The 13302-nt window shown below is 67.8% G+C and carries 10 protein-coding genes; 9 read left to right on the forward strand and 1 reads right to left on the reverse strand.

All coding sequences use genetic code 11. The annotated features are described in order from the left end of the window. The first annotated feature begins 317 nt into the window (after positions 1 to 317). The 7 genes from BDI24065_RS29445 to BDI24065_RS29475 all read left to right on the forward strand — a co-directional run bounded on the left by BDI24065_RS29445 (position 318) and on the right by BDI24065_RS29475 (position 10972). Positions 318 to 4091 carry a nitrate reductase subunit alpha gene (locus BDI24065_RS29445; RefSeq protein ID WP_175034215.1) on the forward strand — a complete coding sequence of 1258 codons (3774 nt, stop codon included), beginning with the start codon at positions 318 to 320 and terminating at the stop codon, positions 4089 to 4091. Then, complete coding sequence (narH, locus tag BDI24065_RS29450; RefSeq protein WP_122950513.1) at positions 4088 to 5617, forward strand: nitrate reductase subunit beta; 1530 nt, start codon at positions 4088 to 4090, stop codon at positions 5615 to 5617. The genes BDI24065_RS29445 and narH overlap by 4 nt, the downstream gene beginning before the upstream one ends. After that, positions 5617 to 6312, forward strand: a complete 696-nt coding sequence (gene narJ / locus BDI24065_RS29455) for a nitrate reductase molybdenum cofactor assembly chaperone (protein ID WP_175034246.1) — start codon at positions 5617 to 5619, stop codon at positions 6310 to 6312. Before narH ends, narJ begins: the two co-directional genes overlap by 1 nt. Positions 6313 to 6338: 26 nt before the next feature. Further along, positions 6339 to 7022, forward strand: coding sequence for a respiratory nitrate reductase subunit gamma (narI, locus tag BDI24065_RS29460; protein WP_175034216.1), 684 nt, complete (start codon positions 6339 to 6341; stop codon positions 7020 to 7022). Positions 7023 to 7031: 9 nt separating this feature from the next. Beyond that, complete coding sequence (locus tag BDI24065_RS29465) at positions 7032 to 7820, forward strand: peptidylprolyl isomerase (RefSeq protein WP_175034217.1); 789 nt, start codon at positions 7032 to 7034, stop codon at positions 7818 to 7820. Positions 7821 to 7835: 15 nt separating this feature from the next. Then, positions 7836 to 9104 (forward strand): MFS transporter, encoded by a 1269-nt coding sequence (locus BDI24065_RS29470; RefSeq protein ID WP_175034218.1) that lies wholly within the window; start codon positions 7836 to 7838, stop codon positions 9102 to 9104. A 131-nt stretch (positions 9105 to 9235) separates the two neighbouring features. Continuing rightward, a complete protein-coding gene (locus BDI24065_RS29475) occupies positions 9236 to 10972 on the forward strand; it encodes a site-specific integrase (RefSeq protein ID WP_175034219.1) in 1737 nt (578 codons plus the stop codon). Between the two features lie 39 nt (positions 10973 to 11011). Here BDI24065_RS29475 and BDI24065_RS29480 read toward each other — a convergent pair whose 3' ends face one another. Beyond that, positions 11012 to 11728, reverse strand: coding sequence for a DJ-1/PfpI family protein (locus tag BDI24065_RS29480; RefSeq protein WP_175034220.1), 717 nt, complete (start codon positions 11726 to 11728; stop codon positions 11012 to 11014). 84 nt (positions 11729 to 11812) lie between these two features. Between BDI24065_RS29480 and BDI24065_RS29485 the strand changes: the two genes are divergently transcribed. Both BDI24065_RS29485 and BDI24065_RS29490 read left to right on the forward strand, forming a co-directional pair. Further along, positions 11813 to 12745 carry a GlxA family transcriptional regulator gene (locus BDI24065_RS29485; RefSeq protein WP_175034221.1) on the forward strand — a complete coding sequence of 311 codons (933 nt, stop codon included), beginning with the start codon at positions 11813 to 11815 and terminating at the stop codon, positions 12743 to 12745. Positions 12746 to 12971: 226 nt separating this feature from the next. Further along, positions 12972 to 13295 (forward strand): TfoX/Sxy family protein, encoded by a 324-nt coding sequence (locus BDI24065_RS29490; protein ID WP_175034222.1) that lies wholly within the window; start codon positions 12972 to 12974, stop codon positions 13293 to 13295. The last annotated feature ends 7 nt before the right edge of the window (positions 13296 to 13302 follow it).

The raw sequence follows: 13302 nt of genomic DNA on the forward strand, positions 1-13302 counted from the left end.
CGGCCGGAACGTCCAGCGCAATTCAATGCGGAACCCGCGCGTCGCACTGTGAGGCGAGGAAGCGGTGAGCGGATCACGCAGGAATGCAGTGCGCAGCATAGCAGGCCGTGCCGTTCGCGCCCCATTTGGCCTCGTTGTTTCGCGCAGATCAACGATATCGTGATTTGTATCAAGCCGTGATATGTCGATCCGCCCGACAATGAGTTCGATCACGGTGAGAAGGAAGCAACGATCGAAATCCGGTCGTCCTTTACATCCGCTATTTCACCTCCTTAAATAATCAGGGTCTGCCAAAAGACCGGAAAAACGAGATCCCCATGAGCCATTTCCTGGACAGATTGCGTTATTTCTCCACTACGAGGCCACGCTTTTCCGACGGACACGGCGCCGTCACGGACGAAGACCGAAAATGGGAAGACGGCTACCGGATGCGCTGGCAGCACGACAAGATCGTCCGCTCGACCCACGGCGTGAACTGCACGGGCTCGTGCTCGTGGAAGGTCTATGTGAAAGGCGGGATCGTCACCTGGGAAACCCAGCAGACCGACTATCCGCGCACGCGTCCCGACATGCCGAACCACGAGCCGCGCGGCTGCTCGCGCGGCGCGTCCTACTCGTGGTACCTGTATAGCGCGAACCGCCTCAAGCATCCGATGGTGCGCAGCGCGCTCGTGAAGCTGTGGCGCGAACGCCGCCGCACGCTCGGGCCCGTCGAAGCGTGGCGCTCGATCGTCGAGGACGATGACGCACGCCGTTCGTATCAGAGCCGGCGCGGGCTCGGCGGCTTCGTGCGCGCGAGCTGGGACGAGGTCAACGAGATCGTTGCGGCCGCGAATGTCCACACCGTGAAGCGGCACGGCCCCGATCGCGTGGTCGGCTTCTCGCCGATTCCGGCGATGTCGATGGTGTCGTATGCGGCAGGTTCCCGCTACCTGTCGCTGATCGGCGGCGTGTGCCTGAGCTTCTACGACTGGTATTGCGACCTGCCGCCCGCATCGCCGCAGACCTGGGGCGAGCAGACCGACGTGCCGGAATCGGCCGACTGGTACAACTCGACATTCATCATGATGTGGGGCTCGAATGTCCCGCAGACACGCACGCCGGACGCGCACTTTCTCGTCGAAGCGCGCTATCGCGGCACCAAGGTCGTGTCGGTGTTCCCCGACTACTCGGAAGGCGCGAAATTCGGCGACCTGTGGCTGCACCCGAAGCAGGGCACCGACGCGGCGCTCGCGCTCGCGATGGGGCATGTGATCCTCAAGGAATTCCATCTGGCCGGCAAGAGCGACTACTTCGCCGACTACTGCAAGCGCTATACCGACATGCCGTGCCTCGTGCGCCTCGTGCCGCACGGCGACGGCTACGTGCCCGAGCGCCTCGTGCGCGCCTCCGACTTCGACGATGCGCTCGACGAGGCAGCACACCCCGACTGGAAGACCGTGATGATCGACGATGCGACCGGCGAGTTCGTCGTGCCGGTCGGCTCGGTCGGGTTCCGCTGGGGGCAGCAGGATGACGCCGACAAGGGCAAGTGGAACCTGCGCGGCGAGACGTCGAAGGGCGCGGCGCTTGCGCCGCGGCTATCGTGCACGGCCGCGCACGACGACGTGGTCGACGTGCTGTTCCCGTACTTCGGTAACCAGCCGCACGCGCATTTCAATTCGACGCAGCACACGTCCGAGCTGTCGCGCCGGATCGGTGTGCGGCGTATCGCGACGCGCAACGGCGACCTGCTGGTCGCGACCGTCTACGACCTGTTCGTCGCGAACTACGGGCTCGACCAGGGCCTCGGCGGCCGCGACGTGGCCGCGAGCTACGACGACGACCTGCCCTATACACCCGCCTGGCAGGAAGCGATCACCGGCGTGAAGCGCGCGGACGTGATCTCGGTCGCGCGGCAGTTCGCGGAGAACGCGCACAAGACGCAGGGCAAGTCGATGGTGATCATCGGCGCGGGGATCAACCACTGGTTCCACATGGACATGTCGTACCGCGCGATCATGAACATGCTGATCATGTGCGGTTGCGTCGGCAAGCCGGGCGGCGGCTGGTCGCATTACGTCGGCCAGGAGAAGCTGCGGCCGCAGACGGGCTGGACGGTGCTGTCGGGCGCGCTCGACTGGAGCCGCCCGCCGCGCCAGATGAATTCGACGTCGTTCTTCTACGCGCATACCGACCAGTGGCGCTACGACCCGATGGACCCGGCCACGCTGCTGTCGCCGCTCGCGGACAAGTCGCAGTTCCACGGCGCGCCGATCGACTACAACGTGCGCGCGGAACGGATGGGCTGGCTGCCGTCCGCGCCGCAGCTCGCGGTGAATCCGTTGAAGGTCGGCGCGGCGCTCGGCGATCCTGCACACGCCGGTGCGGAGGTTGCTCGGCAGCTGAAGGCGGGCATGCTGAAGATGGCGAGCGAGGACCCCGATGCGCCGGAGAACTTCCCGCGCAACCTGTTCGTGTGGCGCTCGAACCTGCTCGGTTCGTCGGGCAAGGGGCACGAGTATTTCCTGAAGCACCTGCTCGGTACGACCCACGGCGTGCAGGGCGAGGATCTCGGTGCAACGGGCGGCAAGCGCCCCGAGGAAGTGACGTGGCATGACGACGCGCCGCGCGGCAAGCTCGACCTGCTCGTGACGCTCGACTTCCGGATGTCGACGACCTGCATGTACTCGGACGTCGTGCTGCCCACCGCGACGTGGTACGAGAAGGACGACATGAACACGTCCGACATGCACCCGTTCATCCATCCGCTGTCGGCAGCCGTCGATCCCGCGTGGGAATCGAAGAGCGACTGGGAGATCTTCAAGGGGATTGCGAAACGCTTCTCCGAATTGTGCGACGGGCATCTGGGCGTCGAGCGCGACGTCGTGCTCGCGCCGATCGCGCACGACACGCCGGGCGAACTTGCACAGCCGTTCGACGTGCAGGACTGGAAGCGCGGTGAATGCGAGCCGGTGCCGGGCCGCACGATGCCGAACGTGACCGTCGTCGAGCGCGACTATCCGAACACCTACGCGCGCTTCACGTCGCTCGGGCCGCTGATGGACAAGCTCGGCAACGGCGGCAAGGGCATCGGCTGGGACACGAAGGACGAAGTGAAGCTGCTCGGCGAGCTGAACTACAAGGTGGCCGACGGCGCGGCGCAGGGGCGACCGCGCATCGACACGGCGCTCGACGCGGCCGAGGTGATCCTCGCGCTCGCGCCCGAGACCAACGGCGAAGTGGCGGTGAAGGCGTGGCGCGCGCTGTCCGGCATCACGGGCATCGACCATACGCACCTGGCCGCCGCGCGTGCGGACGAGAAGATCCGCTTCCGCGACATCCAGGCGCAGCCGCGCAAGATCATCTCGTCGCCGACGTGGAGCGGGATCGAATCCGAGCACGTGTCGTACAACGCCGGCTACGTGAACGTGCACGAGCTGGTGCCGTGGCGCACGATGACCGGCCGCCAGCAGCTCTACCAGGATCATGCGTGGATGCGCGCGTTCGGCGAATCGCTGTGCGCGTACAAGCCGCCGGTCGATACCGGCAGCTACACGCACATGGTCGGCACGCGCTCGAACGGCAACCCCGAACGCGTGCTGAACTTCCTGACGCCGCACCAGAAGTGGGGGATCCACAGCACCTACACGGACAACCTGCTGATGCTGACGCTGTCGCGCGGCGGCCCGATCGTGTGGATGTCGGAGGACGACGCGAAGGCGATCGGCGCGGTCGATAACGACTGGATCGAGTGCTACAACTCGAACGGCGCGCTGTGTGCGCGGGCCGTGGTCAGCCAGCGGATTCCGTCCGGGATGGTGATGATGTACCACGCGCAGGAGAAGATCGTGAACACGCCGGGCTCCGAGATCACCGGCACGCGCGGCGGCATTCACAACTCGGTCACGCGTATCGCGCTGAAGCCGACCCACATGATCGGCGGCTATGCGCAGCTCGCGTACGGCTTCAACTACTACGGCACGGTCGGCTCGAATCGCGACGAGTTCCTGATCGTGCGCAGGATGAACAAGATCGACTGGCTCGATGGCGAAGAGACCGCGGTCGACCCCACAACGCAAGCCGCACGGGCCACCGGAGAAACGTCATGAAGGTACGCGCACAGATCGCGATGGTGCTGAACCTCGACAAGTGCATCGGCTGCCATACCTGCTCGGTGACCTGCAAGAACGTATGGACGAGCCGCGAAGGGATGGAATACGCGTGGTTCAACAACGTCGAGACGAAACCGGGCATCGGCTACCCGAAGGACTGGGAGAACCAGGACCGCTGGCGCGGCGGCTGGAAGCGGCGCGCGGACGGCAAGATCGAGCCGCGTCTCGGCAGCAAATGGCGGCTGCTCGCGCAGATCTTCGCGAACCCGCACCTGCCCGAGATCGACGACTACTACGAGCCGTTCACGTTCGACTACGCGCATCTGCAGGAAGCCGGCAATACGCGCGCGATGCCGGTTGCGCGGCCGCGCTCCGTGATCAGTGGCCAGCGGCTCGAGAAGATCGAGTGGGGGCCGAACTGGGAGGAAATTCTCGGCGGCGAGTTCGAGAAGCGTGCGAAGGACTACAACTTCGAGAATGTGCAGAAGGATATCTACGGGCAGTTCGAGAACACCTTCATGATGTACCTGCCGCGCCTGTGCGAGCACTGCCTGAATCCGGCGTGCGTCGCGTCGTGCCCGTCGGGCTCGATCTACAAGCGCGAGGAAGACGGCATCGTGCTGATCGACCAGGACAAGTGCCGCGGCTGGCGCATGTGCGTGTCCGGCTGCCCGTACAAGAAGATCTACTACAACTGGCAGAGCGGCAAGGCCGAGAAGTGCATCTTCTGCTATCCGCGCATCGAGGCCGGGCAGCCGACGGTGTGCTCGGAAACCTGCGTGGGACGCATCCGCTATCTCGGCGTGCTGCTGTACGACGCCGATCGGATCAGCGAGGCAGCCAGCGCCGAGAACGAGAAGGATCTGTACGAAGCGCAGCTGTCGCTGTTCCTCGATCCGGACGACCCGGCCGTGATCGCGCAGGCCGAGCGTGACGGCGTGCCGGCCGCATGGATCGACGCCGCGCGGCGTTCGCCGACCTACAAGATGGCGATCGACTGGAAGATCGCGTTCCCGCTGCATCCGGAATACCGGACGCTGCCGATGGTGTGGTACGTGCCGCCGCTGTCGCCGATCAACGCGGCCGCGAACAGCGGCGATCTCGGGATGAACGGCTACCTGCCGGACGTCGAGTCGCTGCGCATCCCGCTGCGCTATCTCGCGAACCTGCTGACGGCCGGCGACGAGGCGCCCGTGAAGCTCGCGCTCGAACGGCTGCTCGCGATGCGCGCGTTCATGCGTGCGCGCCACGTGGACGGCATCGACGCGCGCGGCGTGCTCGACCAGGTCGGGCTGTCGCTCGCGCAAGTCGAGGAGATGTACCGCTATCTCGCGATCGCGAACTACGAGGATCGTTTCGTGATCCCGACCACGCATCGCGAGTACGCGGAAAACGCCTACGACCTGCGCGCATCGTGCGGCTTCTCGTTCGGCAACGGCTGCTCGGACGGCCGTTCCGAGGCGAGCCTGTTCAGCCCGAGGAAGGGCAGCAAGACGATTCCGATCCACGAGGCTTCCCGATGATGAGTACCGCACCCGATCCGACCTATGCGGCGCTCGCGGCGCTGCTCGACTATCCCGACGACGCGCTCGTCGTCGCGCTCGATTCGATCGAGACGCACCTGCGCGAGCACGCGCGCCTGCCGAAAACGGTGCGCGCGGGCCTCGACCGGTTCGTTGCGTACGTGCGCGAGCGTGACCTGCTGACGCTGCAGGAGAACTACGTCGGGCTATTCGACCGTGGCCGCGCGACGTCGCTGTACCTGTTCGAGCACGTGCACGGCGAATCGCGCGACCGCGGGCAGGCGATGGTCGACCTGCTGCAGATGTACGAGCGGCACGGGCTGTTCCTGAACCAGGGCGAACTGCCCGACTACCTGCCCGTATTCCTCGAATACCTGTCGCGGCTGCCGGCGCCCGATGCACGCAAGCTGCTCGCCGAAACCGGCGAGATCCTGAGCGCGCTGGCTGGCCAGCTCGCGCAGCGCGGCAGCCATTACGGCTTCGTCGTCGGTGCGCTGCTGCCGATGGCCGGCCTCGCACCGGCCGACGCGCCGGACGCTACCGACGACGACGTGGCCGCCGAGCGGCCGAGCGCGGCCGACTACCGCGCGCTCGACGCGTCGTATGCGGACGAGGCCGTGCGCTTCGTCGGCGCGGCCACGCCGGCGGAGGAACCGGTGCGCTTCTACGATCAACGGCCTGCGCGGCGCGCCTAGGCGCGCCGATCCAACAGGGGAAAGCCATGAACGATTACCTGCATCAATTCCTGTTCGGAATCTATCCGTACATCTGTCTCGCCGTGCTGCTGCTGGGCAGCCTGATCCGCTTCGACCGCGAGCAGTACACGTGGAAAAGCGATTCGTCGCAGCTGTTGCGCCACGGGATGCTGCGGCTCGGCAGCAACCTGTTCCACTGGGGCGTGCTGGTCGTCGTGCTCGGGCACTTCGGCGGCTTCCTCGCGCCGCACTGGCTCGTGTCGCCGTTCCTGTCGGCGTCCGGGCACCAGCTCGTCGCGATGGTGGCGGGCGGGGCGGCCGGCGTCGCGGCGATCGTCGGGCTGACGATCCTGATCTGGCGGCGCCTGGGCGACCCGCGTATCCGCAAGAACAGCCGCCAGTCCGACATCCTGATCGTGCTGATGCTGTGGGTGCAGCTCGCGCTCGGGCTCGGCACCGTCGTGCTGTCGACGCGCCACATGGACGGCGCGATGTTCGAGCAGCTCACCGACTACGTGAAGGGCGTCGTCACGTTCCGGCCGGACATCGCGAGCCTGCTCGTCGGCGTGCCGCTGACGTACCGGCTGCATATCCTGCTCGGCTTCACGATCTTCCTCGTGTCGCCGTTCACGCGGATGGTGCACATCTGGAGCGGCATCGCGTCGGTCGCGTACCTGATCCGCCCGTACCAGCTCGTGCGCAAGCGCTGAGGAGGCGCCATGAACGACGTTCTCTCCGAAGTCACGGCCGCGCCGCTGACGATCAACGGTGTCGTGATCGACGATGTGGCGATTGCGGCCGAAGCCGCGCATCACGGCGACGCGCCCGATCCGCTCGACGCCGCACGGCGCGCGCTCGCGGTGCGCGAACTGCTGCGGCAGCGTGCGGTGTCGCTCGCGCTGCTCGACGAAGGCGCGCCGCTCGACGATGCGGCCGTCGACGCGTTGCTCGACCGCGAGCTCACGCACGTGCCCGAACCCGATCGCGCGGATTGCGAGCGCTACTACGCGCAGCATCCGGCGCGCTTTCGCCGCAACGACATCGTCTATGCGAGCCACGTGCTGTTCGCGATGACGGACCGCGTGCCGCTCGCGCCGCTGCGGCAGCGCGCGGAAGCCGCACTCGCCGATGTGGTCGCCGCGCCCGATACGTTCGACGCGGTCGCGCGCGCATCGTCGAATTGCCCGTCGGCGGAAGTCGGCGGCAGCCTCGGGCAACTGCTGCGCGGCGACACGGTGCCGGAATTCGAGGCCGCGCTGTTCGACACCGACGGGCTCGGTGTGCTGCCGAAACTCGTCAACACGCGCTTCGGCTTTCACATCGTGCGCATCGAGCGCCGCGTGCCGGGTGACCTGGTGCCGTTCGACGAAGCCGCCGCGCAGATCGCCGCGTACCTGTCGGAACGCGTGCGGGAGCGGGCGATGCGGCAGTACGTGGCGATTCTCGCGGGCGACGCGCGTGTCGAAGGCGTCGAATTCGACGGCGCGAACGGGCCGCTGGTCCAGTGAAACGGGGTTTGGCGTATGGCAACTCAACAACAAGGTAACGTGGTGCCGGCCGGCGGCGCGCCGGCGATTCCGCTGCGCGCGTGGTCGGTGCTGGCCGCGAGCACGCTCGCGTTCATGGTGTGCTTCGTCGTGTGGATGATGTTCGGCGTGCTCGGCGTGCAACTGCGCACCGATCTCGGGCTGAACAGCACGGAATTCGGGCTGCTCACGTCGACGCCCGTGCTGACCGGCGCGCTGATGCGCTTGCCGCTCGGCACGTGGACCGACCGCTTCGGCGGCCGGATCGTGATGACGGTGCTGCTCGTCGTGTGCGCGGTGCCCGTCTATATCGTCAGCTACGCGACGCAGCTGTGGCAGTTCCTGCTGATCGGGCTGTTTCTCGGGTGCGTCGGTGCGTCGTTCGCGGTCGGCACGCCGTATGTCGCGCGCTTCTTTCCTCCGCAGCGGCGCGGGCTCGCGATGGGCGTGTTCGGTGCCGGCACGTGCGGCGCGGCCGTCAATCTGTTCGTTACGCCGTTGCTGCTCGACGCGTACGGATGGCGCGTCGTGCCGCGCATCTACGCGGTCGCGCTGCTCGTCACGGCGGTGATCTTCTGGGTCGCGTCGGCGCCCGATCCGGGCGCGGGCAAGCGCGGCGGTTCGATGCTCGACGCGTTCAAGGTGCTGCGCGATCCGCGTGTGTGGCGGCTCTGCCAGTATTACTCGATCACGTTCGGCGGCTTCACCGCGCTGTCGCTGTGGATTCCGCAGTACCTGAAGAGCGAATACGGGATGTCGCTCGTGATGGCGTCCGCGTTCGCGGCCGGCTTCTCGCTGCCGGGCTCGGTGCTGCGCGCGCTCGGCGGCGCGCTGTCCGACCGCTTCGGCGCGCACGCGGTCACGTGGTGGGGGCTGTGGGTCGCATGGATCGTGCTGTTCCTGCTGTCGTATCCGGCGACCGACTTCGTGATTCACACGATCGACGGCACCGCGACGCTGAACGTGTCGATGCCGGTGGCCGGTTTCGTCGCGCTCACCTTCGTGCTCGGCGCGGTGTTCGCGCTCGGGATGGCGTCGACCTTCAAGTACGTCGCCGACGATTTCGCGGACAACATGGGCGTCGTCACGGGCATCGTCGGGCTCGCAGGCGGGCTCGGCGGGTTCCTGCTGCCGATCCTGTTCGGCGTGCTGCTCGACCTGCTGCGCGTGCGCACGACCTGCTTCATGTTCCTGTACGGGATCGTGTGGGTGTCGCTGATCCTGATCTACCTGTCGGAAGTGCGGCGCACGCCGGTCACCGGCTGACGGGTTGCGATCGATGCGATGTCCGTGGGCGCGAGGCCGGAACGATCCGGTGTCGCGCTTCGTCGCTCGTCGCGCCCGGAACGCCACGCGCGACGTATCCGGCCGCGCGGGCTTCTGTCAAACTCGCGGTCATGAAACCGCGCCTCGCCTCACCGCCTTCCTCCGATTCCGCGCCTGCGCCCGCAGGCTTTCCCGACGCCGACGAACTGGCCGCGCTGCGTGCGTGGTACGCGGGCATGACCGTGCGCCAGGCCGTCGAGCGCTACCTGTCCGATCGTCTCGGAGAAGGGCGCTCGGCGCGCGGCGTGATCGGCGGCATTCGCCGCCGCCTCGTGCGCGTCGCGCGACAGGTGGGCCGGCCCGATCTCGCGGAACGTCTCGGTCATTCCGACGGTGAGCGTATGCGGGAGGCGAAGGCGGCCGCCGAAGCGATCGGCCTGCTGCGCCATGCGCGCGCGCCGGTTCCGCAGATCAGCGACGACATCGGCCTGTGGCTGCCCGCGCGCGCGGTCGTCGTGCTCCGTGCGCACGGGATCGCGACGCTCGCCGATCTCACGGTGCGGATTCCGCGCCGGCGCCAGTGGTGGCGTGCGATCGCGGGCCTCGGCGTGGCGAGTGCGCGGCACATCGAGGCGTTTTTCGCCGCGCATCCGGAGCTGACCGAACGGGCGCGCGTGCTGATCGCGGCGACGCCGCGCGGCAGCATCGTGCCGTGGGAGCAACTGAAGCTGCCGCACGAGGTGGACGGCTCGGCCGGCACGTTCCGCGCGCCGCGCGCGACCAGCACGCTCGATGCGGACAACGACTACGCGGCCGTCCACGCGTGGCTGTCGCTGCACGAATCGGCCGCGACGCGGCGTGCGTACCGGAAGGAGGCCGAGCGGCTGATCCTGTGGGCGATCGTCGAGCGCGGCCGCGCGCTGTCGTCGCTGACGACCGAGGATGCGGTCGCGTATCGCGCGTTCGTGCGGCGCCCGACGCCGCACGAGCGCTGGGTCGGGCCCGTGCGGCCGCGCGGTGCGCCCGACTGGCGGCCGTTCTCGGGCGCGCTGTCCGCGCGCTCGGCCGCGTACACGCTGTCGGTGCTCGGCGCGCTGTTCCGCTGGCTGATCGAGCAGCGCTACCTGCTCGCGAATCCGTTCGCGGGCGTCAAGGTGCGCGACACGCGCGGCCCGAACGCACTCGACACGTCGCATGCGTTCACCGAAGGCGAGTGGCTGCTCGTGCGCACGATCGCCGACGGGCTCGAGTTCCGCAAGGGCACGGGCGCCGGTGCGTCGCAGTCGGGCTGGACGCCGGCCGCCGCGCAACGGCTGCGCTTCATTCTCGATTTCGGCTATGCGACCGGGCTGCGCGCGAGCGAACTGGTCGGCGCGACGCTCGGCGCCATCGAGACCGATGCGCACGGCGACGCGTGGCTGAAGGTGATCGGCAAGGGCAGCAAGGCCGCACGCGTCGCGCTGCCGCCGCTCGCGCGCACGGGGCTCGACCGTTTTCTGGTCGCACGCCGGCTGCCGGTCACGCCGTCGCGCTGGCGGCCCGATACGCCGCTGATCCCAAGCCTCGCGGAAGACGGCGCGGCCGCGATCACGAGCGTGCGGCTGTGGAAGGTGATGCAGCGTTTCTTCGCGCAGACGGCCGATCAGGTCGATGCCGACAATCCCGCGCTCGCGCAGAAGCTGCGGCAGGCGAGCCCGCACTGGATGCGTCATACGCATGCGACGCATGCGCTGGCGCGCGGCGCGGAGTTGACGACCGTGCGCGACAACCTGCGACATGCGTCGATCTCGACGACATCGATCTACCTGCACGGCGACGACGTGAAGCGGGCGCGGCAGATGTCGAGCGCGTTTGCGGCCGACAAGTAACGGCGTCGTGCCGATCGGGCAAGGGCTGCCTGCCCGTCGTCACGTCGCCTGTCGGCTCGCGTCCGGCTGTGCGAGACGCTGCGCCGCATGTGCCACGACCGCATGACGATCGGGCCGCACGCGCTCGAACAGCGCGGACACCGACGCGAGAATGTCCGGCGCGGCCCGCTCCGGACGTCCGCAGTCGAACGGCGGCTCGGGCGCATATTCGATACCGAGCTGCACCGCTTGCGCGTATTCCGGGCCGGCGATGTCGGCCATCACCGACAGCGCCATGTCGATACCGGCGGTGACGCCGCCGCCCGTGATGACCGGGCCGTCACGCACCACGCGGCCGTCGTCGACGATCGCGCCGAACGGCGGCAGCAGGTCGCGCCACGCCCAGTGGCAGGCAGCCCGCCGGCCTTGCAGCAAGCCGGCCGCGCCGAGCACCAGCGATCCGCTGCACACGGAGGTAACATAGCGGGCGCCCAGCGCGAGCCGGCGCACCTCGCGGACGAACGCATCGTCGGCGATCGCGTCGATCACGCCGAGCCCGCCCGGCACGCAGACGAGATCGGCGTGCGCGATGTCGGCAAGCCGCTCGACGTCGGCAAACGCCAGGCCGCTGTCCGCGCGAATCGAGCCGCCGTGCACCGAGGCCCGGCGAATCCGCGCACCCGGAAGACGCCAGAACACTTCGTCCGGCCCGGTGAAATCGAGCTGCGTGACATGATCGAACAATGCAAATACGACGACGAACGGCGTGGTGGCCATCACGATCTCCCGAAGACATGAACGGCCTGTAGCATCGGGCCGCGCGCCGTCCGTCGCAATGTCATTTCTCCCGCACTTTCTGCCATGACCCATCGCGTCGCCATGCTCGTGTATCCCGGCTTCCAGCTGCTCGATGCCGCCGGGCCCGTTTCCGCGTTCGAGATGGCCGACTACGCACGCACGCCGCATTACGCGGTTCGCATCGTCGCGGCGCAGCCGGGGCTGGTGCGCAGTTCATCGGGCGTGAGCTGGCATGCCGAGCCGTTGCCGGAGGCGGCGGACGTCGATACGTTGCTGGTTGCGGGCGGCGATGGCGTCGATGCCGCGATGGCCGACGAAGCGACGTGCGCGTTCGTCCGGCGCTGCGCGGCGCGCGGCATCCGCGTGGCGAGCGTGTGTTCGGGCAGCCTGCTGCTGGCCGCGGCCGGTGTGCTGGACGGCCGGCTCGCGACCACGCACTGGGGCTGCGGCGAGCGCTTCGCGCAGGCGTTTCCGCAGGTGCGGCTGGCGCTCGACCGCATCTACGTAAATGACGGGCCGTTCTGGACGAGCGCCGGCATCACGGCCGGCATCGACCTGACGCTCGCGCTGATCGGCGAGGATCGCGGCGAGCGGCTGGCGCGCGTGGTCGCGAAACGGCTGGTCGTGTACTACCGGCGCCCCGGTGGACAGTCGCAGTTTTCGGCGCTGATCGAACTCGACAGCGCGCAAGGGCGCTTCAAGCCGTTGCTCGACTACATTCGCCGCAATCTCGGTGCGCGCCTGCGCGTGAGCGACCTGGCCGAGCAGGCGTGCATGAGCCCGCGCCAGTTCGCGCGGGCATTTCAGACGGAAACCGGCCTTACGCCGGCCAAAGCCGTCGAGAAGCTGCGCGTGGAAGCCGCTCGCGCCGCGCTGGAAAGCGGGGCGGCGTCGCTGCAGCGCGTGGCGAACGAGTGCGGGTTCGGCGATACGGAGAACATGCGGCGCAGTTTCCAGCGCTGGCTGGGCGTCGCGCCGTCGGCGCTGCGATCGTAGAAGGGGCGTGGTCGCACCGTCGCACCGTCAATCGCGATCGTCTCGCTCAGTCGTGAGCCGTCATGTAATTGTCAGGGTGCAGCGCGTTGCGGGTTGGGACGACCCGTTGCCCGTGCCTGAATGCGCGTTCCGCAGACGAATGGATGACGCACGACAGTGCATCCGCGAATCAGGCGGAACGGTCCGGCGCACGCCACGGTCATAACCATTTTTCCGGGAGCAGTGAATGGCATCGAGCCAAAGCACAGTCGATTTCATCGTCGAGCAGATGGCGGCGGCCGGTACGGTATCGGCGCGCAAGATGTTCGGCGAATACGGTATTTATTGCGACGGCAAGATGGCCGCGCTCGTCTGTGACGATCGGCTGTTCGTCAAGCCGACGGCCGAAGGCCGCGCGTTTCTCGGCACGTGCGAAGAAGGTTCGCCGTATCCGGGCGCGAAGCCGCATCTCGTCATCTCCGGCGAGCGCTGGGACGATCGCGAATGGCTGTCGGCGCTGATCCGGATCACCGCCGCGCAGTTGCCGGTGCCGGTGAAGCGGAGCCGATAACGACGCG

Source organism: Burkholderia lata, assembly GCF_902499025.1.
Taxonomy (GTDB): Bacteria; Pseudomonadota; Gammaproteobacteria; order Burkholderiales; family Burkholderiaceae; genus Burkholderia; species Burkholderia lata_C.

Excerpts from the sequence above, each read along its gene's own strand:
- narJ (WP_175034246.1), top strand. The coding sequence starts at position 5,617 with ATGAGTACCGCACCCGATCCGACCTATGCGGCGCTCGCGGCGCTGCTC.
- BDI24065_RS29475 (WP_175034219.1), top strand. The coding sequence starts at position 9,236 with ATGAAACCGCGCCTCGCCTCACCGCCTTCCTCCGATTCCGCGCCTGCG.
- BDI24065_RS29490 (WP_175034222.1), top strand. The coding sequence starts at position 12,972 with ATGGCATCGAGCCAAAGCACAGTCGATTTCATCGTCGAGCAGATGGCG.
- narH (WP_122950513.1), top strand. The coding sequence starts at position 4,088 with ATGAAGGTACGCGCACAGATCGCGATGGTGCTGAACCTCGACAAGTGC.
- BDI24065_RS29485 (WP_175034221.1), top strand. The coding sequence starts at position 11,813 with ATGACCCATCGCGTCGCCATGCTCGTGTATCCCGGCTTCCAGCTGCTC.
- BDI24065_RS29470 (WP_175034218.1), top strand. The coding sequence starts at position 7,836 with ATGGCAACTCAACAACAAGGTAACGTGGTGCCGGCCGGCGGCGCGCCG.
- BDI24065_RS29480 (WP_175034220.1), bottom strand. The coding sequence starts at position 11,728 with ATGGCCACCACGCCGTTCGTCGTCGTATTTGCATTGTTCGATCATGTC.
- BDI24065_RS29445 (WP_175034215.1), top strand. The coding sequence starts at position 318 with ATGAGCCATTTCCTGGACAGATTGCGTTATTTCTCCACTACGAGGCCA.
- BDI24065_RS29465 (WP_175034217.1), top strand. The coding sequence starts at position 7,032 with ATGAACGACGTTCTCTCCGAAGTCACGGCCGCGCCGCTGACGATCAAC.
- narI (WP_175034216.1), top strand. The coding sequence starts at position 6,339 with ATGAACGATTACCTGCATCAATTCCTGTTCGGAATCTATCCGTACATC.